This is a genomic window from Dokdonia sp. Hel_I_63 (genome assembly GCF_007827285.1).
Lineage (GTDB): Bacteria > Bacteroidota > Bacteroidia > Flavobacteriales > Flavobacteriaceae > Dokdonia.
Genome location: NZ_VISD01000001.1, coordinates 2,572,293 through 2,592,228 on the forward strand (window position 1 = coordinate 2,572,293; position 19,936 = coordinate 2,592,228).

General features: G+C 37.4%; 16 protein-coding genes. 7 read left to right on the forward strand and 9 right to left on the reverse strand.

From position 1 onward, the window contains the following. The first annotated feature begins 7 nt into the window (after positions 1 to 7). From JM84_RS11195 to JM84_RS11205, 3 genes are read left to right on the forward strand one after another with little or no spacing between them, the layout of a single operon-like run. Positions 8 to 3,094: a hypothetical protein gene (locus JM84_RS11195; RefSeq protein WP_144784306.1), complete on the forward strand. Its 3,087-nt coding sequence runs from the start codon at positions 8 to 10 to the stop codon at positions 3,092 to 3,094. Next, complete coding sequence (locus JM84_RS11200; protein ID WP_013751879.1) at positions 3,091 to 4,326, forward strand: hypothetical protein; 1,236 nt, start codon at positions 3,091 to 3,093, stop codon at positions 4,324 to 4,326. The genes JM84_RS11195 and JM84_RS11200 overlap by 4 nt, the downstream gene beginning before the upstream one ends. After that, entirely contained in the window at positions 4,323 to 5,834 is a 1,512-nt protein-coding gene (locus JM84_RS11205; protein WP_013751878.1) for a glycoside hydrolase family 2 TIM barrel-domain containing protein, read from the forward strand. Before JM84_RS11200 ends, JM84_RS11205 begins: the two co-directional genes overlap by 4 nt. Here the strand turns inward: JM84_RS11205 and JM84_RS11210 are convergent, their stop codons facing one another. From JM84_RS11210 to JM84_RS15485, 4 genes are all read right to left on the reverse strand, one after another. Next, on the reverse strand, positions 5,835 to 7,037 hold the full coding sequence (locus JM84_RS11210) for a glycosyltransferase (RefSeq protein WP_013751877.1): 1,203 nt from the start codon (positions 7,035 to 7,037) through the stop codon (positions 5,835 to 5,837). It abuts the gene before it with no gap. A gap of 39 nt (positions 7,038 to 7,076) precedes the next feature. Continuing rightward, a complete protein-coding gene (locus JM84_RS11215) occupies positions 7,077 to 7,376 on the reverse strand; it encodes a hypothetical protein (RefSeq protein WP_013751876.1) in 300 nt (99 codons plus the stop codon). A 344-nt stretch (positions 7,377 to 7,720) separates the two neighbouring features. Further along, positions 7,721 to 8,959 carry an oligosaccharide flippase family protein gene (locus JM84_RS11220; protein ID WP_013751875.1) on the reverse strand — a complete coding sequence of 413 codons (1,239 nt, stop codon included), beginning with the start codon at positions 8,957 to 8,959 and terminating at the stop codon, positions 7,721 to 7,723. Between the two features lie 9 nt (positions 8,960 to 8,968). Further along, on the reverse strand, positions 8,969 to 9,103 hold the full coding sequence (locus tag JM84_RS15485; RefSeq protein WP_013751874.1) for a hypothetical protein: 135 nt from the start codon (positions 9,101 to 9,103) through the stop codon (positions 8,969 to 8,971). Positions 9,104 to 9,707: 604 nt separating this feature from the next. Here JM84_RS15485 and JM84_RS11225 point away from each other — a divergent pair. From JM84_RS11225 to JM84_RS11240, 4 genes are all read left to right on the forward strand, one after another. Then, positions 9,708 to 10,067, forward strand: coding sequence for an endonuclease domain-containing protein (locus JM84_RS11225; RefSeq protein ID WP_013751873.1), 360 nt, complete (start codon positions 9,708 to 9,710; stop codon positions 10,065 to 10,067). A 483-nt stretch (positions 10,068 to 10,550) separates the two neighbouring features. Continuing rightward, positions 10,551 to 12,572: a tetratricopeptide repeat protein gene (locus JM84_RS11230; RefSeq protein ID WP_013751872.1), complete on the forward strand. Its 2,022-nt coding sequence runs from the start codon at positions 10,551 to 10,553 to the stop codon at positions 12,570 to 12,572. 234 nt (positions 12,573 to 12,806) lie between these two features. Beyond that, on the forward strand, positions 12,807 to 13,307 hold the full coding sequence (locus JM84_RS11235) for a hypothetical protein (RefSeq protein ID WP_013751871.1): 501 nt from the start codon (positions 12,807 to 12,809) through the stop codon (positions 13,305 to 13,307). 5 nt (positions 13,308 to 13,312) lie between these two features. Continuing rightward, a complete protein-coding gene (locus JM84_RS11240; protein ID WP_013751870.1) occupies positions 13,313 to 13,636 on the forward strand; it encodes a hypothetical protein in 324 nt (107 codons plus the stop codon). Positions 13,637 to 13,955: 319 nt separating this feature from the next. Here JM84_RS11240 and JM84_RS11245 read toward each other — a convergent pair whose 3' ends face one another. The 5 genes from JM84_RS11245 to JM84_RS11265 all read right to left on the reverse strand — a co-directional run bounded on the left by JM84_RS11245 (position 13,956) and on the right by JM84_RS11265 (position 19,934). Continuing rightward, the gene (locus JM84_RS11245) at positions 13,956 to 16,556 is read right to left on the reverse strand and encodes a DUF6923 family protein (RefSeq protein WP_013751869.1); all 2,601 of its coding nucleotides are present in this window, start codon (positions 16,554 to 16,556) and stop codon (positions 13,956 to 13,958) included. 129 nt (positions 16,557 to 16,685) lie between these two features. Continuing rightward, on the reverse strand, positions 16,686 to 17,405 hold the full coding sequence (locus JM84_RS11250; protein WP_041295911.1) for a LytR/AlgR family response regulator transcription factor: 720 nt from the start codon (positions 17,403 to 17,405) through the stop codon (positions 16,686 to 16,688). 38 nt (positions 17,406 to 17,443) lie between these two features. Next, a complete protein-coding gene (locus tag JM84_RS11255; RefSeq protein ID WP_013751867.1) occupies positions 17,444 to 17,761 on the reverse strand; it encodes an Hpt domain-containing protein in 318 nt (105 codons plus the stop codon). A gap of 1 nt (position 17,762) precedes the next feature. Next, positions 17,763 to 18,803 (reverse strand): sensor histidine kinase, encoded by a 1,041-nt coding sequence (locus JM84_RS11260; RefSeq protein ID WP_013751866.1) that lies wholly within the window; start codon positions 18,801 to 18,803, stop codon positions 17,763 to 17,765. Continuing rightward, complete coding sequence (locus tag JM84_RS11265) at positions 18,804 to 19,934, reverse strand: FIST signal transduction protein (protein ID WP_144784308.1); 1,131 nt, start codon at positions 19,932 to 19,934, stop codon at positions 18,804 to 18,806. Positions 19,935 to 19,936 lie beyond the last annotated feature (2 nt).

The following is a 19,936-nucleotide window of genomic DNA, read 5'->3' on the forward strand; positions in this document are numbered from 1 at the left end:
CCAAACAATGCAGTCAAAAACAAACAAATACTTAGTAAGCGCCGTGCTCCTTGGAATGATTTTCCACGGGACGGCTATGTTCTTTACTGTAGAGCGCACATATGACGCGCTTATACATTTGTTTTTTGCAAATCATTATGCAACGAGCTGGTTTGAGCCGTGGAGTTATAGTTGGTATACCGGCTTTACCGTTATGGGCTATCCGCCACTGGTACATCAAACCATTGGTGCCTTGTCTTATATAGGCGGCCTTAAATTTGGGATGTTTACGGTTGCACTTACAGGCGTTGTACTATTTATTACTGGTGTCTATCGCTTTACCGAAGTCTTAATACCTAATAAAAAAGTTGCAGGATATGCTGCTTTAATGGCCGTTTTTAGTTCGTCCTTTGTAGAAACGCTTCACATTTTTGGGCAACTACCTAGTATTATAGGTATCTCCGTATTAATGCACTGTCTTCCCGAAATCTATCTATGGGTAAAGACAGCACGCAAACGACACCTATTTAAAGCTCTTGCATTACTTTCGGTTACTGTTACTTCACATCACGTTACACCTATATTTGGGATGGTCTTTTTTATATTTCCCTTATTAGGTATGGTGGTTATGGATGCTGCAAGAGAAAAGGTGAATAGTACAAAGGAGGTTACTGTTATCGCTTTCGCGAAAGCGGTATGGACTCACTTAAGGCGCATCGTTATATTTGGAGCTTGCTCGCTTGTACTTATCGTAGGTTGCATTTTTCCATATTGGGTAAACACGAAAAATAATCCCATCACACAGGTACCTATTCCGCATGGATCTAGAGATAATTTTCTTGAAGTGCTCTCCTCTGGTTTAGTATTCTTTGTGATTCCTTGGGGGTTTTTAATGTTCTTACTTCCTTACTTTTTCTATAGGTATTACAGTAAGAGACTACTCTTTTTTGGGATATCATTTACCTTGTTATTGATTTTAGGAACCGGCGGAACAACTCCGGTACCTCTAGCAATGCTGGGAGAAAACGCTTTTAATATATTAACCTTAGATCGTTTTACATTATGGGCATCTATTATGGCGCTGCCCGTTTTTGGAGAGTTCTGTTATCGCTTTGTAGAAGGTGACTATAAAGACTACTTGCAAGAAAAATGGGGAACACTAGTGCATAGAGCGTCTGGAGCATTCTTATCACTTTTATTCATCTTTATCGCCATATTCACGATAACCTTAGGGAAGTTTAGACCGAGTCAGCCAGATGCTATAAAAATGACTCCTATTGTAAACTTCTTAAATGAAGATGAGCATTATAAATGGAGATATTTACCTCTAGGTTTTGGAGACCAAATGGCGTGGCTCTCTGCACAAACTAAGGCTACTACGGTAGATGGTGATTATCACTCTGCTAGAAGATTACCAGAGCTTACCACAAGAGCGGTGGAGCGTCTCGAAAACTCAAAATATAGAGGTATAGAAGGTATAGGCTCACTCCAGCAGTTTCTTACGGTACCAGAAAAATACCATTTGAAGTATGTTTTTTCAAACGACAAGTTTTATGATCCTCTACTCTATTTTGCTGGTTGGCATAGATTAAGCTTACTAGAAAATGGTATTATGGTGTGGGAAAAAGCAGGCATCGCTCCTTTGCCAAGTGTATTGCCTCGAGAAGATGCTCCGCTAGTTTTAAAGCTCATGTGGGGAATTATACCATTTACCACAGTGATCATTGCTTTTTTACTTCATTTGGGTTCGCTCTGGACGCGCTCCTTTAAAAGAAAAAAAGAGCTGCCATTATACTTTGCCTTTGCTCCAGTTTACAAGCGTGCACCGTCGCTATTGTATCGGGCATCTGTGGTGTGGACTATTATCTTACTAATTGTGATTGCCTTTGGCGGATATTTATTTTATGTAAAAAACACCACCCAACTTTCGGCTAACAATGTGGTAACGGCATATTATGATGCGGTAGATTTTAAAGAATTTGAGCGAGCACATTCTTATCTAGATCCAGATAGTGACAAGAAACTATCTCAATTTATGTTAGAAATTTCTGTCTCAGATGGTTTATTAAGTTCATATGCGAAGTTGGATAGTCTATACATAGACATTATCCCAAAAACAGATACCACTGCTTTAGGAATTGTAGATGCTACGTGGATTACACCACTTAAAGAAATTGAAACTCACGACGAGTTACAACTGCTTAAAAAGAGAAGCAAATGGTATATCGTTCCTAAAACTGTAGATCCAGATATACCGCCTGAGCAGCTTCTCATACAGAGCGGAACTAGATTTTATAACCACGGAAAACGGGCTGTAACATCAGAGCAAACTTTTCATGAAGATGTACTCAAGCAACCAGTTGTAGAGGTGCTCTCTGCAAGACTGGTGCAACTAGATACAACCTATGCTATCGTAGGAGAAATTCAAAATGTAGATAATATCCCTGCAGATATTTCTGTGACGGGAGCAATATACAATGAGAATAATGAAGAATTAGCCAGATTTAATGCTAAGGATGTAGTTAAACATAAATTGTTACCTAAGGAGACTACACTTTACCGTATCAATTTTGAAGGTATTGCATGGGCTTCTGCCACAGAAGAAAAACCGGCTACCTATGAACCAGATGCTTTTACAGACGTTGATCTTACAGATATCCCTGTAAATTTTGAAGTACAAGTGAGCGCAAATGTTGCTACCACAGATTTATATCAAGCAGTAGATCTTTCTAAGGTGCAGCAAGAAGAGAATACATTTAATGGTTTCCTCTTTAATACAAGTATAGAAGAAGCGACTATACCACAACTGCTTATAGGCTACTATAACAAAGATAAGGAGCTACTATGGGTAGAAAGTAGGTATATAGTTGAGAGTGTGCGCCAGCAACGTAAAAGACCATTTTCTGAGCTATTATACTCAGATATCTTACCTACAGAAGTAGCCTCTGGATTAAAAACAGCTTCTGTAAACGGACTACCCAACCAGAGTATATCTGATAAGGTGGTGCCACAAAGAAATGCATCTGGAAGTGAGCAATCATTTATACCTATCAAAAATATGCCGTATGCATATATTACAATTACCACTAACAATTATGTAGGTAACCCAAAATGATAAAGCGTAGCACACACATATCATCCTTTGCTATCGTTGCACTATTGCTGCTCACGGTGTTCTGTTCATGTTCAGATAAAGCTGCAGTAAAAACAGTGCAACATACTGCAATAACATTAGAAGATATAGGTGATCAAACAGTTACAGATAAGGGATTGTATATACCAATTAGAACAGGCATCGCGCTCGACGAGCAAACTGTTTATCTAATTCTATCAAGTACCTACGCGACCATCGTTATTAAACCAGAATTACTAGATAATACAGCACAGTTTTACATCCCGCCTAGTTTTACTAAACGAAGCGGTGTCGTGAATTATAGCCTTTATAGTACTGAGAACATCACTCAAGAAGGTCAGTTCACCTTATTACCAGACACAAACCAACTAGGCACTATTGAGACATATCTTGGTCCGCGCAGTATTGTTGCAAATGTGCGCGACTACACCATGCTGGTTAGTATCCCGACAGACACACTAGATAACACCCTTCCAGACAATACTCAGGTAGCACTTAAGTCACAATTTAAATCGGCTATTACAACAACTAAGCATCCTATAAACTCTGGTTTTGTGTGGAAACGCATTTCTTCTCCACTACGCACAGGAAGAGTAAGCACAGGAAGTACGCTAGAAAATATCTCGTCAAAAGAACTCGTAGCAGATGTGTTTCCAGATGTTGCTCAAAATTTTCAGATAGAAGCAAATAGTAATCATAACTATGCAGATGGCAACGAGATCATCAGCTTTCAGAGTACACAAATACGCGATGAGCATGGCAATGTGATGACAGATGGAACGCTCGTTACTTTTTATATGACAGATGCTACAGGTGCCCACTGGCAGAATAAAGCGAGTACGGTTAATGGGTACGCTTTCGCGAAAGCGTTACACCCACAATCTCCTACCACGTGGAATGTAAGAGCAGCCGTGACAGGTATTGCACAAAGCAACTCCATAATACAGCAATTTGAATCCATCATTACCTCTATCCCTACTCCAACAATAACAGAAAGAAACTTGATTGTAGGACCGCTTACAAGCTACTTAGGACAATTAGTGCAAAACGGAATTGACGTATCTGTCACCATAGGAAAAGAAACCCGCAACGGACAAACGAAAAATGGTGAGGCTACCTTTTATCTAAAAGAAGAAGATTATCCTACTGGAACGTATGACGTTGTAGTACGTTGTTTAGGACTAGAAAGCAACGCCCAAATATTAATAGATTGAAAAGTAATAAGACGCTATATCGTATTTTAATTTTGGCTGGATTTATTCTCATAAATGCAGGTGTGCTCTATGGCATCAGTCAGGTGATTGCTTTTTTAAACACGGGTGCAGATAGAAGTAAAATGCTCCATCTGGATGAAACAAAAGACCGTCATTATGTGCCAGAAGTTACTTGGGAATCTATTGAAAACCCTGGACGACCTATGGAAGAAGCAAATCTAGCGAGTATAGAAGAAGACTATCTAGATGCTTGGTATGTAAAAAATAGGGCTTTTTACACCGGAGAAGATGCAGGGATTTTTGACCATTATACAGAACGCGCTCGAGGGAAAGTTCTTGACTTACTAGCTCTTAATAATGAAACAAAAACCTATATAGAAAGCACAACGCTTACACATCACCTCTCTGTAGAATTTTATAGTGCAGATGGTACTCTAGTAGTGCTCACAGATCGCAATGTGACTGGTGTAGAGCGTGTTTTTAAAAATGAACAATTTCTCGTACAACGAGCTTTTAATAATGACTATAAAATTATATTGCTGCTAGAAGATGGCTTCTGGAGGGTACGTCATTTTGAAAAAGTAGCCTCACATCCTGTCGAAATTAAAAATGAAACTATCCCTCTAGATCTTGCTATGCTGGAAGGTATGAATTATTACCCACAAGGAAGTCCTTGGGACACCTTTGGCCCTACATTTAGTAAGGACACACTCGCTACAGATTTTAAAATTATTAATGATCTTAAACTTAATTCCATAAGAGTCTTTGTAGGTTTTGAAGATTTTGGAAAAGCACGTGTTCCTAAAGAAAAGCTTGAGAAACTCACCTCACTTCTAGACGAAGCAGAAAAAGCAAAACTTAAGGTTGTAGTCACACTTTTTGACTTTTATGGAGATTATCGCATACAAGACTGGACTATTACAAATGCTCATCTGTATAGTATCGTGACGCATATAAAAGACCATCCTGCATTATTAGGTTGGGATATTAAAAATGAACCTAACCTCGATTTTGAAAGTCGTGGGGAGCGGGAAGTATTATCGTGGCTGAGTCAAACGATAGATTATCTCAAGACTATAGATAATACGCATCCAGTAACTATAGGGTGGTCTTCACCAGAGGCTGCGCTACATCTTGAAAAGCAAGTAGATATTGTCTCTTATCATTATTACAAAGACCTTGAGGATCTTGCAGCAGCTCACAAAGTACTTACAGATGCCACTACTAAGCCTGTGGTTCTGCAAGAATTTGGTCTTGCAGCTTATCACGGATTATGGAATCCTCTAGGACCTAATGAGGACGATCAAGCCGCATATTTTAAGGAGTTTTATATAACCCAGAAAAGAGATAGCTTACACTATCTCTCTTGGACACTTTACGACTTTAGGGACATACCGACTGAAGTGGCTGGTAGATTACCGTGGCGAAAGAACAAACAGGCTTTTTTTGGAATTGTGAATACACTTGGGGTGAAAGACGATGCCTATTTGATTATTAAGAACCGGTAATTATGCTACCTTCAATATTACTTCGTTATTAGTAGTACTTCTTCCAGCAAAAACATCTAGATACATCTGAGCGATACGGCTCATAGGTAATGCTGTTGCTGCTTTGTAGTTAGCTTTTGCTATTTCTGTTCTGTACGTTTCATTCATTACTAGGTTTTCTATACCAGATGCAAGACTGTGCATACTTTCTGGATTAAAGAACTCACCTCTATATCCTTCTTCTTTTACTAAGATGCTCAAATCTCCTAGATCTGGCATTACTACTGCTTTACCATAGCTTCCTGCTTGGTGCAATACTCCAGAACTTCCAGTAGTAGATGTGTATGGAAAAACTACCATCGCACTCTCTGAGAATATCACTGGTACATCTTCTTCTTCTACATAACCTGTAAAAGTAAGATTAGGAACATGCTTATATCTCTCTTGTACTTCGGCTAGATATCCTGGTGTGTTAGGGCTATCTGTTCCCGCAATTACGATTTCAAGATCACGTCCTGTGTTTTCTCTTACCTTTTGTACAGCTTCTATAAGTATTTCTACTTTTTTATAAGTTCCAAATTTTCCAAAAGTCATTATCTTAAGAGGACCCGGAGCAGCTTGGTAAGAAGGTTCTAATGGAATTTCAAAAGTTCCATGAGGGATGAGTACGCAATTTTTTGCGTTATATTTTTCTTCTAGGATAGTTACATACTTACTGATGGTAAGTGCTACAGTATCTGCTTTAAGAACTACACGAGTAAGCATCTCTCCAATAAAGTTATAGGCTTTAATTTTAAGTTTATTAGATGTAAATCCTGCGCTATCAAGATCTACAGTTTCCATAATATTGTGAAGTAACACCGTTGTTTTTACTCCCATTAACTTAGAAACCCAAGGAGAAAACAGTCCTAGAGCCGCTGCTACTTTCTTATCTCCAAACTTCATAAACTGTAGGTTATAAAGTACTGCATCTGGCTTTGTAGTTCTTACTGCCTTTGCAATAGATAGTACATTAGATAAGCTGTTAAATTTCCAGCACTGCTTTACGGTGATTGCACATCCATCTTCTTCAAAAGTGATATCTGCTTGTTCTGGAGTTACATCTGTAAGAAGTACAAGTTCTGTTACTTCTTGGTTTTGACGAAAGTGCTTAACTAAGTGATATGCATATTCGTTTAAAGTTACTTTGCTCGGTGGATAGGCCGTTACGATTGCTAATTTCATGATATATAGATTTGATGTTGTTGTAGTAGTATTCTTTTTTTATGCTGCTGCCTGGTAATAGTTGGCTTCACTATTTAGCTGTGCATATAATTCTTTTACTGCTGGCTCTGGATAGCTAAAAAACTTAAGTGATTTTTCTTCTGAAATTTCAGCTTGTAAGTTTTCTAAAACACTTACTAGCTTCTTAGTTCCCTTTTTCACTTCACATAGGTTGATGATTACATTATCTTGTATTGTAAGTAATGCTTTGAAGTATCCTTTTACTTCTTGAACGTGTGTGCTAGATACTTTTCCTTTGATACAAGTTACTCCGTAAATGTTGTTGATTTCTAAAGCCATGATATTTATTTTTAAGTAGTTATGTTTTTTTGATAGTACAAATATGCGGCTTTGCTTTCGCGAAAGCGGACCAAAAACGTTTACTCGACCATTAGTGTAGACGAATGGTATTTGACCTTCGATAAACGATTTTTGAAAATAGGCGGTTTATCATGTATATAGCTCAACAGACTATATTACAGCACTTAAGAATGCTATCAAAACTATTTTCTATCAATGTAGAACATATTAAAAGGACGACGCTTGCATGGCAATAGCAGTTTTATAAAGTATTGCTAAAACAAAACCCTCTTATCAAAGCAATAGCTTCTATAAGAGGGCAAACTACAATCTGGGGGTATATTTTACTTTACTTGCATTTTCCAGAAGTAAAGTAGTTGTGCGATAAGTAAACCACCCATCGCTGCAACTTGGGCTAACACAACATCAAATAACGAATCGTGGAATAATATGATTAACACTATTTGTAACACTCCAAAAATGGCCGCAATTACAATAGGCTTATAATGATCTAGGGATAAATAGTAGTAGGCAAAAATATTAGATAGAGCAAAAAAAGATGTGGCAAGAGCATACCAACCAAGTAAGGGAGCAATTGCCATATATTGATCTCCAAAGAGGACCTGAACGGCAAATGATGGGAATAGAAAAGTGAATAATACAATCGCACTTGCAAGGGCTGTGATGTAACCTACATACTTCATAAGTACTGGAACAGAGTTTTTACCCTCTTTACGCATGGTTACTACGGTAGGAAGTAATAACATTACAAACATCCAAGTTACGAAATATACAACGCGACCTATAAGAGCTAGTGAGGCATACAATCCTGCATCATACGATGGGAAAAAATGCTTGACTAGCAATATGTCACTATTATTACAAATGATCTGAGTAAGCTCGTAACATGCTGTGAGTACAAAAAACTGAGTTACGGCCTTACTCTCTTTTGAGGTAAGTGCTGTCTCTATTGCTTTTTTTGAAGTGAGTTTCTTAAAAGGAAACACTCCAGCTATAAAAGAAATTGCTATTGCTGTAGATACTGCTACAGAGGATTCTATATTGAAAAACAGTAAGAATGCAAAAGTAAGAGCAAGTCTACATACCATCTCTAGCTGATACGTGACAGAGAGTTCAATAAAAGATTTGCGTCCTTGAAGGTTTCCACGATTTACACTCATCACAAAATATAGTGGAACTGCTAAACCAAAAATGGTAAACATTATAGGAGATGCCGTTTGAAAAAGCGATTGCAATGATGTTGCAAAAACTACAATCATCGCTCCAAGTATAATTCCAAAAGTCGTCGCCTGCTTATAAGCTTTTTTTACAAAAGCTTCTTGTTTTGATGCGTCAAACTCTGTAGTAAACTTTGCAACTGCGAGTTGGAAAGTCATCGCTACAAAAGATAATACTAGAAGTAATGTAATTAATATAGCAGCATCTGCAAAAGCTCCAGGTCCTAGTACTCTACCTAAGCCTAAGTTATAGAGGTAATTCCCTCCATTTACTACAAAGGCACTGAGCATAAATATTTGCTCTGGTGAAAGTGCTTTTTTGATTTTTTGTTGGATTGCGATCATGATTGATGATTAATAAGTCATTAGTTGGATAACTGGCTTATCAACCTTTCTATGCACTACATTTAATGTAGCTCCTGCTGACATCGTTCTTGCGTTGTGCACTATTCTTAATGTGCTTTTGTTGTTTATTACTGTAAGTCCCATAATAGTTTGTTGTTTGATTCTGGTACAAAGATGCAAGCAATTAAGAGGCTTTCGGTTGAAATTTCGATGAGCACATTTTTACTGTAGACGAGTGGTAGGATTTCTTCTTTAAAGTATGTTTTAGGGTTATATCGCTTTCGCGAAAGGTTAACTTGTTACTATATAAGGAGAGGGTTTATAGATTTTTAGGGTGTGAAATATTTAATTTTCAACTTCTCTGTTTCTTACTCGCACGCAAAAAACATCTCCACCCAGCCTCTGTGCATTCCTCTCGGTCGTTCCTCCCTCGTTGGATGCAAGAAAGAGGAGGAGTAAAAAAATAGAAAGCCCCTCTTGGAACTTGCCTCCGACGAATGACTTTAGGAATGAGAGGAAGGCACATTTGGGGAGATGTAGCAACGATTTTCTTACTCGAACGCAAAACATCTCCACCCAGCCTCCTCTTCGAAGAGGAGGAGTAAAAAAAATGAAGCCCCTCTTTGAACCTGCCTCCGACGACTGAAGTATGAAGGAGAGGAAGGCACATTTGGGGAGATATTAGCAACCTAATATATTTAAAAAAATATCTATTTTATTGATTTACATATATTTACAACAAAAACTAATGCGAAGATTGATTCCATACCGTAGAGACTTAAAAGAGCGAGCTCAGGAACTGAGAAAGAATATGACGCTAGCAGAGTTAACTCTTTGGGATAAAATCAGAAGAAAGGCAACCGGAGCAGAATTTCATAGACAAGTGCCGTTATTAGATTACATCGTCGATTTCTATTGTCATGAAATAGGTCTTGCTATTGAATTAGATGGAAGCATTCATGAAAACCAAATCATAGAAGACGGACTTCGTCAAGGTCGTCTAGAGGAGAAAGGTGTACACTTCTTAAGATTTACAAATGAGGAAGTGTTTAAAGATATAGATGCCGTTATTATTGCTATTGAAGATAGAATAGAGGAATGTTTGTAATTGACTTAGTTGTTGTTTTTCTCACTCGAACTCAAAACATCTCCTCCCAGCCTCCTCTTCGAAGAGGAGGAGTTAAAAAATAGAAAGCCCCTCTTCGAAGAGGGGTTTGGGGAGATGTTCGCAACAGTAAGAATTTATCAAACCTTAGAAGGAGAGGAAGGCACATTTGAGGAGATGTTAGCAACAGTAGGAATAATTCAAATCTTAGATTGAGAGCAAGCCACATTTGAAAAATGTGTGCAACATCTACCTAAAACTCATCACTACCCTATTTTCACCTATCTATTTACAACGCAACATAAAAGCCTAAAAATTAGATGGTTCTTGGCTAAATATTGAATATTTTTATTACCTATAAACTCAAAACTACCCTTTACCAGATCTTAACCTCCACCAGTCGACAATAAGTGTCGATGAGTTGCAATTATCTTCAGATTGAAATCTTGATACATGACCATAACTTGCAACTGTAAAACAAACGTAATGAGAATAGCAACATTAATTATCGTCTTCCTTTTAAGTGCAACAACATACGCTCAAGATATGTCTGCAGGTTTCACTTTATTAGAAACTGGAAAATATGAGGAGGCAAAAGTTTTTTTTGGAGAAGTACTTAATGACTATCCAGATAATAAGACAGCAAGACTCTGTTACGGTCGTGCTTTAGGCCTGAGCGGTGATAGCGCAGAAGCTAGATTATTATTTACAACACTAAAAGCAGATTACCCAACAGATTTTGAAGTTGGCTTAAACTATGCCGAATCTCTTTTATGGGATAGCGATTTTGGCGCTGCAAAGGACTTTTATGAAACCCTCGTTGCCAAAGACAGTACAAGCTTCTCTGCCCTACTCGGTTATGCAAACACGCTTTCTAACCTTAAGGAATATGACGCTGCAATCACTTATGTAAACAAAGCACTTACGGTACAACCTGGTAATGCAAATGCTGCCGTGTCAAAAAAGTTTATGCGTTTGGGTAAAGCAAACCAACTTACGACTGCTTTTCAATATGATGCTGCTATACAATTGCTTAAAAGTGCTCTTGAGGATATGCCTAACGATGAGCAAATCATAAGCGCGCTTGCAAATACGTATATCGCAAAGAAGGATTATGAGAATGCAAACACGATGTATAGCCAACTTTCAGATACCTTAACTTCTCAGGTAGGAAAGTCATTAGTTGCTCACTTACAGAAGGACGACAAACTTGCTTTATCACTAGCGCAGGAGAGTATCGCTTTCGCGAAAGCGGACACTACAAAAATCATTACCGCAAACGAGCGCTATATCCAGGCACTTATCTGGAACGGAAAATACGCCACGGCAAGAACTGCCATTGCCGATCTAAAAGTGACATTCCCAACAAACCAGCGCGTCGCTGCACTCAAAGCTACGCTAGGGATGTACACTGGGACTTTCAAGAAGAGTATCGAGGTGTATAACGGTATCCTCGAGAAGGACAGTGCCTCTTTTGACGGAAACCTAGGGATTGCAAATGCATACCGCGCACAGGGGAATCTAGATGAGGCTTACGCTTTCGCGAAAAATACCTTAACCTTCTACCCTAATCAGAAAGATGCTACTGGGTTAATGAAAACAATAGAAAGTAGCCTTGCTCCAGTGATTGAAACACGAGCTGCCTACACTTCTGATAATGGCGATAACCAAGCTTACTCTGCTGGAATGACGGCAACCCTACCATTTACAAGTAGATTTAAAACAGTGTTCTCATATAACTATAGAACTACTGAAAATATGACTACAAATACGATGGCATATAATACAGATGCATCTATAGGTGCTCACTATAGAGTGATTAATAATACGTGGTTAGAAGGTACGCTAGGGTTTGTAAAAGCAAATGCAAGCGAAAATGAATACACCGATGTAAATGGATCTGTTTTTATAAAATCAAGACCACTACCACTACAATATTTAGAGATAGGATATAGCAGAACGTTACAAGATTTTAACGCAGCGCTACTAGACGAAAAGATATTTATGAATAACTACTCCCTTAATTACAATATGGGAACAAACATTAATTTAGGTTGGTATTCTGGTCTTATGCACACGCAGCAAACGGATGGCAACTCTCGTAACTTACTATTTACTTCTTTATACTACAACTTTACAAAAAACCCAACGCTTAAAGGTGGTATCAATTACCAGTATGTAGGTTTTAAGGATCAAGTACCTACCTTATATTTTAGCCCATCAAAATACCAAGCAGTTGAGTTGTTTCTAGATCTTACAGGACAAGCAGGAAAGTGGAGCTATGCAGCAAACGCTGCTGGAGGTTTACAAGTAGTAGAAGAAGATGAGGCTACCACGCTATTTCGCTTAGAAGCTAGACTACAATATGCAATATCTAACCGTTTTCAAGTGGGTGCTTATGGAAAGTACAGTAACATCGCCTCTGCAACCGCAGCAGGATTTGAATTCATGGAAGTAGGCTTAAAACTGAGATGGCAAGTGCTTGAAAAAGGAATTATAAAGATGTAATCTTTAAGATGCTATTTAACAAAAAAAAACGCCCAGCTGGGCGTTTTTTTTTGTTATAACATACAGATTATACTTCTTCATAGAGTTAGTATACTGTTAGTTTTAAGAAGCATAGAACTGCAATAATCATTGTATATTTAAATCAAACTAACACGACTGCAATCTCGATTGATAAAGAGAGCTGCACTGGCTTTATGTTGTAGGTTGTTAAGTATAATTTGACAGATGAAACTAATGGAACACCGAAGAATTATTAATAAGAATCCTCAAGCATATGAAACGGATTTAGAATCTGAACGATTAGTTAAATCAATAATTAACCATATTAGGAATGATTTTTCAAATGTTAGATTCGACAAACAGAAAAGAGAGATTTTAAGAGAAATAGTAATTCTACTTTTTGAGGCTCAAGAGCACAGACCATTTTTTCACGTGGAAGGAACTGAATTACCTCTTTGTTGGAATAGACCTTCGGACTGGAATATTGATTATATAAAATATGAATGGGGACATTTACTATCACAAAATCAAATGCCTGAAAAAAGTAGTTCGATAGAAAATATTGGTCTTTACTCTGCAAGATGTAATCAGCACATTCAAAGTAGTATGAACATTCAAGAACTTATGGTTTATGGAGGACTTTTAGCTCAAAGAATATCTAATGTTTTAACAAATAGAAGAATATTATTTGCTTCTAAAAAATGGAATAACTTAATAACTAGTCTTTATGATTAATTAATATGGCAAATAAATGGGGAATTCCGATTGAAGTAGAAAACTTAGTGTTATCAAGAGATAAATCTTGTGTTTATTGCGGAGTAACGTTTACGGAAGACGACAAATCCAGAAAAACAAAACAATCTTGGGAACATATAGTTAATGATATAAGAATCAATGGAGTTGATAATATTGCACTTTGTTGTATGTCTTGTAATGCTAGTAAAGGTGCTAAATTACTGGAAATATGGCTTGAAAGTAAATACTGTAATGACAAAGGAATTACGAAAGACAGTGTTGCTCAAGTAGTGAAAGAAGCATTAGATAATCAACCTAAACTACAATGAATATCCCCATAAAACAAACAACTCAATTAAAACACAAGCCTAGCTCAACTCCCCTCAGTAAGCACTTCTAAGCTAATCTTAACCTATAATTTTCGCCATTTGATCTTACTACTTCTCTGAAGGTAATAGCTTATTTGAGAGCTTAGTTATTACTGCGATGAAATTGTTTTATTTCTCATACTTGAGGTATGCTTTCGCGAAAGCGAACTAAGCAATGTAGTATTATCGCTCATAAGTACATTTTACCCCACCCCACAAAAAAAGCCACCACCGTCCCCGGTGATGGCTAAACATCAATCAAATCAAATCAAAAAACTACTTATCTTTTTATGACAAACTTGCCACTGTGTTGCTGTGAGGCACTATCTATTATTTTATAAGTGTAGATACCTGTTTGTAAATTTGGAGCGTTATAGGCTGCTGTTAGGCCTCCGTTATTTGTTGTTATATCTTGTACATCTACTATGCGTCCTAGCATATCTACTACTGTGATTTGTACTGTTGCACTTGATTGTGGTAAGCGTATTGTGGTCTGCGATATAAATGGATTAGGGTAATTTATTAATGCATCTGCTACCACTATATTTTCTTCGGTTGAGAGTACTTCTGAGTTTGCAAATTGTATATCATTAACATCCATTTCCTTTGTAACCATCGTTCCATCTTGAGAGACCATGGTAAATACTACCGTTACTAGATCATTAAGCAACAACGGTGTTCCCGACGGACTTGTAAAGTTCTCAAATGAGATATCAAAATCTTGATAGTTGTCTGTAAGTACTATTGTTGCTTTATACTGATCTTCCCAGATTTCTATACTTTCCTTTACAAAAGTGATTTCTAAGTTTCCTGTTCCCTTTGCTGTCATTTGTAATGCATTAAACATGCTTACATCTACTGCTTGAAAACGTGCTGTAAGTGCTCTATATGACGCAACATAACTGTTTGTAGTTGCAGTGAGTGACAGGTTGCGTTCTATAGCATAGGTGTCATCCCCGTATATTTCTTCATTTTCTGAAATCTCATAGGATACTACTTCTGTCCCTTCTTGAGATGCATCTACTCCCCATGGCCCGTCAGATAAGAATAAATCATCTGGAGTATTAATCCCGTCGCCTATTCTAAAGCCTATGTCAAATAAGTATCCAGTATCTATGGTTACTTGTGTGATGTAATTTTCGCCAAGTGAGATGCTAGATGTCGTCGTTACAATCTCGCTTGTTTCTGTTGCTCTTATTCCTGCGTCAAAAGTTACACTTTCGGTTGCGTTTGTATTGATGATTTCTAGTTGTAAAGCTCCGTTGTTATAGTTTCCTTTTTTTACAAATACGGTAGGTGGTGTCGAGGTATTATATGAAGTTACTGCCTTCTGTACTTCTAGAAGATTCAAAACTTGTTGTCCTAGTTTGTGTAAATCATCTATCGAGTTTGCCCATATTTGGAAGTTGTAAAATGTTACATCATCTTCATAGCTATCAAGATTCCAGTGGCTTTCTACAGCAAACTCAGTCTCGTTGTTTACCATTTTCGCCGAAAGGCTTAAAACAAATTCTACACTCCCATCTATATTTTTAATGAGGGACTTAATAAATTGTTGATCATTAATTGCTATGGTAGAGACAGAGATAAGCTCTGCTCCTAATAAACGATCACAGATATACTTAGTGTGCTCATACACGCCATTTTCTGTCTTAAGTGCAAGTATAGATGCGGTTGAGAGCTCTCCTTTTATATAATCTACAGCATATACATCTGTTGCATTTGTGATAGCTACAAGATCTGTAGGTGTAGACTCTACTACATAATCTTCATCAATCTCCTCTAGTGGGATAAGATCTGCTAGCGTAAAGGCCTGTGCAGTTCTTACGGCATAGGTTTCTTTCTTATCTACTAGTGGTGCAAGGTCTTTGTTAAACTCATAACTCTCCTTTGCACGATTAAAATTACGTTTTGCAATGGCGTTAGACAGTCTATTGTTACTTTCTAGTCCTCCTTTATTTCCTGTAGATGCTTCTGGGTCAATAGTCGCACACATCCCGTATCCTGAACATGATGGATCTTCACAATCAATAAGTCCGTCACCGTCATCATCAATTCCGTTATCACAAATTTCTTGTAACACTGGTGCTGTAGGGCAACGTGCGCCATCATTACTTGCACTAGATGGCCCAAAGGCAAAAAGATTTGAATCTATTACTCCTATCCCATCAAGGTCTTGAACACTCTGTATCACGTAGATAGTCCCTGTTTGATTTGCAGATACGTAGAAACGTCCTGATGCATCAAAATAAACGGCTCCATAAGTGTAATTAAGCCCTGATAAGATAGGCACAATACCTAAAGGTTGCACCTGTCCATTTTCTGGGTTAATTCTATATAATATGTTTGTTACTTTCTCTACTGCATATAATTGGTTATCTACAGCATTAAAAGCCCAGTCGTGTATATTTAAACTTTGTGTTAATGATGCAGTTGCAGTAAGCTCTGTGTATGTTTCTGAATTTGGGTCGAGGTCTACAGTGTAGTATGTGCTCCCACCAGCTTTAAAATAATATTGTCCTGTAGCGCTTATGTCACCTACATACTTGTTACCAGAAGGTAATGCATCTATAGTGATAGTAGTAGTCTCAAAGTTCTTACCTATTTTGACAATAGATTTTGCAGGGCTTGATAAGTATCCCCAGATGTACCCATCTGCTGGATTATATGCTGCTGCATTAATGTTTCCTGCTGTGATATCCTTTGCTGCTAGAAAAGAGTTTCCAGAAGCAAGGTCAATAGCGTACACGTCATTGTATTGAAATAAATATGCACTATAATCACAATTAAAAGGTACATCTTGTGCGCTGGCTGTAAATAAATACAACAAGCAGCTTAGTGCGATTAATTGTCTTGTAAGAGAGTAGAAATTTGCAATCATAATGCTTCTATTGATGTGATTATAGAAACAAAATTAGGCAGTTTATACCCTGATTTTCAATTTATTCGACCGCACTGATACTTGTATCGTTGAGTGGTAATTTACTGTAGACGAATGGAATTTGTCGTTTTATAGCAAGTTAAGACGCTTCATAAGTTCAGGTCTGTTAGATCGACTTATTGGGATTACATCTCTAGCTATCAGGACACTATTGTCCTCAATATCAACTATTTTCTTAATATTAATAATGTAAGAGCGATGTATTTTTAAGAAAAGACTATCTGGTAGTTTTTCTCCTATTTTTTTAAGTGTAGAATGTACGGTATAATTTTTTCCTTCGGTTTTTATAAGTACGTAGTCACCTTTTGCTTCTACTAGAAAGACTTTATCAAACTCAATTTTTATGAGACGCCTATCTATGTTTACATACATCTCCTTTTCTGAAGCCTCTTCTTGTTTTGCTTCTTGAGGCAACGCAGTTTTTTGTGCAACCGGAGATTTAAAGTTCTCTACTTTTTGCATGGCTTTGAGAAATCTAGGCAGCGTTATAGGCTTTACTAGATAATCTACAATACAATCATACTCAAAAGCTTCTATCGCAAAGTCGCGATCTGATGTTGTAAGTACAATTTTAGGCGGGTTTTTGAGCGAATCTATAAAGTCAAAACCAGTAAAATCTGGCATGTGTATGTCTAAGAATATGAGGTCAATCTCGTTCTTATTTAAAAACTTGATTGCCTGCATTGCATTAGGAAACTCATCAATTACATTGAGTTCATCTACCTGGCTACATAAATGCGATACGATAGTACGTGCCGCAGTTTCATCATCTACAATTATACAGTTCAACATTTAGATATTTTGTGATTTATTATGCAATTTACAGATTATAAATCTTTTATGAAATGGATTACAGCGGTTAGAATGCTATCAAATTCTTCTTTCAAGGTAGACTTTCCTTCCTTAAGTTCATCTTCATAGGCAATGGCCAGTTCGTACCCTTTTTCTAATCCTACGATTCCTAATTTGTGCTTTATCTTATGTACGTTTTCGGCCGCTTTCGCGAAAGCGGAATCATTCATATTACCTTCATACTCGGCGATTTCTTGAGGTAATTCTGTTTGTACAACGCCTATAAGTTTTTTTTCAAAACCTGCGTCTCCACCTGAAAGTTCCTTTATATAATTAAGATTAGGCTGTTCCATATTATGTAGTTTGAGGTAGTGTAAAATAAAATGTGGTCCCTACACCTTCGGTGCTATCTAACCAAATCTTACCATCATAAAAATGGACAATTTTCTTAACGATAGATAAGCCTATTCCCGTGCTTTCAGAATCATTTTCTAGCTTTTGAAAGACTTGAAAAATCTTATGGAAGTATGCCTGATTAATTCCTTTTCCATTATCCTTTATTTCAAACTGGAAAACGTCATCAAGATTTCGTGCAATTACTTCTACAACTCCCTTAGGCTTATCAATACTACTCACAGCATTACCTATCAAGTTTTGAAACAACTGCTGAATTTTAAAACGATCTGCTAGAATAGTGGGCAGCTTATGTACATTAATAGTAATATGTTCTGGTAGATGCATGAGATCTACAGTCTCTTTTACAAGAATATTTAAATCTATTTTTCGCTCTGTACGAACTTCCTTATCAATAGAAGAGTAATTTAAGATTCCTGTAATAAGGGCATCCATTTTTTCTAAATGGGTTACTATAAGCCCTATTTGTGTTTTTCCCTCCTCGCCTATAGCATCTCCATAATCTTCTTTAAGCCAGCTTACTAATGCCTCAATACTGCGCAGTGGTGACTTGAGGTCATGAGATACAATGTGTGCATAATCATTGAGCTCTTGGTTTTGTAATGCAAGCTCTTTTACAAGTAATTCTTGATCCCTATTTACTAGGATAAGTTGCTCTGCCTGCTGGCTTATATATTCGGCTAGATTTGTTTCTCCAATATCTATGTCTCCATCTTCTTCACCAAAAGGTTGTACAGCATTTATTACAGACTGTAAACGTATTAATAAACCTTGCTGGCGTTCTGATTCTTCTCTAAGCTGCTTATTTGCCTCATATAACTCATCTGAGCTTATTTGCATAGCTCGCTGGTTCATCTTGAATTGATCGTCAAGATTATCATACGATGCTGCCACCGCATTAAAAAAGACCTGCATATCCTCACGCTCTTTAAGATCGTCAGGAAGATATTTACGTATTTGTCTTTTTAACAGTGGATTCATTTACTCGCTTATTAAGGTAATTGTCATGGTCTGGTTGTGCAATTTACAACTACGTTCTCCGTAAAAAGGGGCAATCTCTCCGTAAGAGTACATCCCACTTATCACTACATCATCACCTATCACACTCATTACCTCCTCAACTTCTTCTTCTATACGTTGATCTAATACTAATTTACGTCCTATACAACTTATAAGCAATGCTAATTGTGGCGGATTATTCCTTCCCTCCATAGCCCTCAATGCTGCGGTTTCTGATGCCGAAGCGATGCTATCCATATTTGTCATCATAAGTTGTACCTTAGATTGCTCTGGCACATCTCCTGCTAGAATCATCGCGTTTTTCTCTTCATCTATATTTAAAATAGTACGCACAAATGACTGGTCATTTTCTGCACTTTTTACATTGAGCGGATAAATAAGCGCAGAGCCTGGTAAATCTTTTGCTTTATCGCCTAGGTAGGTTTTGTATAAATCTAATGCTGGTTTACCATCTATCTCGTATAAGATATTACCATCAGATTTTGTAATTAGCCTTTCTGGTCCAAAGGGTGTCCACCCACCATAAATAGAAAATGACGCTTCAAAAGTTTCTCCATAAAAACCTATGACTACAATCTCGCCTTCCTTTGGCGCCTCATTATAAGAAGCAAGTGTTTTTTCAAAACGTGCATCATCTCCACACAGTCCGCCAGTAATTAAAACATTAGGCAATGCTCCTTGCATTCCCTTGGTGAGCGCAGATCCATTTACAAAACTTCCTTCAGATAACACAAATACATGCTTAAGGCCTTCTGCAGTTAACTTCTTAATTATCGTAGATCCCGCCTTCTCACTATCATCTCCTACTTCATGTATATTAAATGTTTGAATCTCAAAGGAAGACTTTTCAAATTCTATGGCAGTTATGGTGATATGTTCATCATTTACTGCTCCAGCTACAATCTCACCACTAGAAGATCCAAAAACAAGATGCCCTGAAGGAAATAAGTCTCTTACTTCCTCAAAAACGCCTTCTTTTTCTAGAAGAAAACGATTTCCTAGAATAAGCACCAGCGGATTATTAAGTGTTATGGATTCACTTAAATAGTGCCATGAACCAGACGAGTCGCGTTGTAGTTGTACTGTTCTCATTA

What these genes read in the sequence shown, in the direction of transcription:
- JM84_RS11195 (WP_144784306.1), top strand. Translation starts at nt 8, where the DNA reads ATGCAGTCAAAAACAAACAAATACTTAGTAAGCGCCGTGCTCCTTGGA.
- JM84_RS11200 (WP_013751879.1), top strand. Translation starts at nt 3,091, where the DNA reads ATGATAAAGCGTAGCACACACATATCATCCTTTGCTATCGTTGCACTA.
- JM84_RS11210 (WP_013751877.1), bottom strand. Translation starts at nt 7,037, where the DNA reads ATGAAATTAGCAATCGTAACGGCCTATCCACCGAGCAAAGTAACTTTA.
- JM84_RS11215 (WP_013751876.1), bottom strand. Translation starts at nt 7,376, where the DNA reads ATGGCTTTAGAAATCAACAACATTTACGGAGTAACTTGTATCAAAGGA.
- JM84_RS11220 (WP_013751875.1), bottom strand. Translation starts at nt 8,959, where the DNA reads ATGATCGCAATCCAACAAAAAATCAAAAAAGCACTTTCACCAGAGCAA.
- JM84_RS15485 (WP_013751874.1), bottom strand. Translation starts at nt 9,103, where the DNA reads ATGGGACTTACAGTAATAAACAACAAAAGCACATTAAGAATAGTGCAC.
- JM84_RS11225 (WP_013751873.1), top strand. Translation starts at nt 9,708, where the DNA reads ATGCGAAGATTGATTCCATACCGTAGAGACTTAAAAGAGCGAGCTCAG.
- JM84_RS11230 (WP_013751872.1), top strand. Translation starts at nt 10,551, where the DNA reads ATGAGAATAGCAACATTAATTATCGTCTTCCTTTTAAGTGCAACAACA.
- JM84_RS11235 (WP_013751871.1), top strand. Translation starts at nt 12,807, where the DNA reads ATGGAACACCGAAGAATTATTAATAAGAATCCTCAAGCATATGAAACG.
- JM84_RS11240 (WP_013751870.1), top strand. Translation starts at nt 13,313, where the DNA reads ATGGCAAATAAATGGGGAATTCCGATTGAAGTAGAAAACTTAGTGTTA.
- JM84_RS11245 (WP_013751869.1), bottom strand. Translation starts at nt 16,556, where the DNA reads ATGATTGCAAATTTCTACTCTCTTACAAGACAATTAATCGCACTAAGC.
- JM84_RS11255 (WP_013751867.1), bottom strand. Translation starts at nt 17,761, where the DNA reads ATGGAACAGCCTAATCTTAATTATATAAAGGAACTTTCAGGTGGAGAC.
- JM84_RS11260 (WP_013751866.1), bottom strand. Translation starts at nt 18,803, where the DNA reads ATGAATCCACTGTTAAAAAGACAAATACGTAAATATCTTCCTGACGAT.
- JM84_RS11265 (WP_144784308.1), bottom strand. Translation starts at nt 19,934, where the DNA reads ATGAGAACAGTACAACTACAACGCGACTCGTCTGGTTCATGGCACTAT.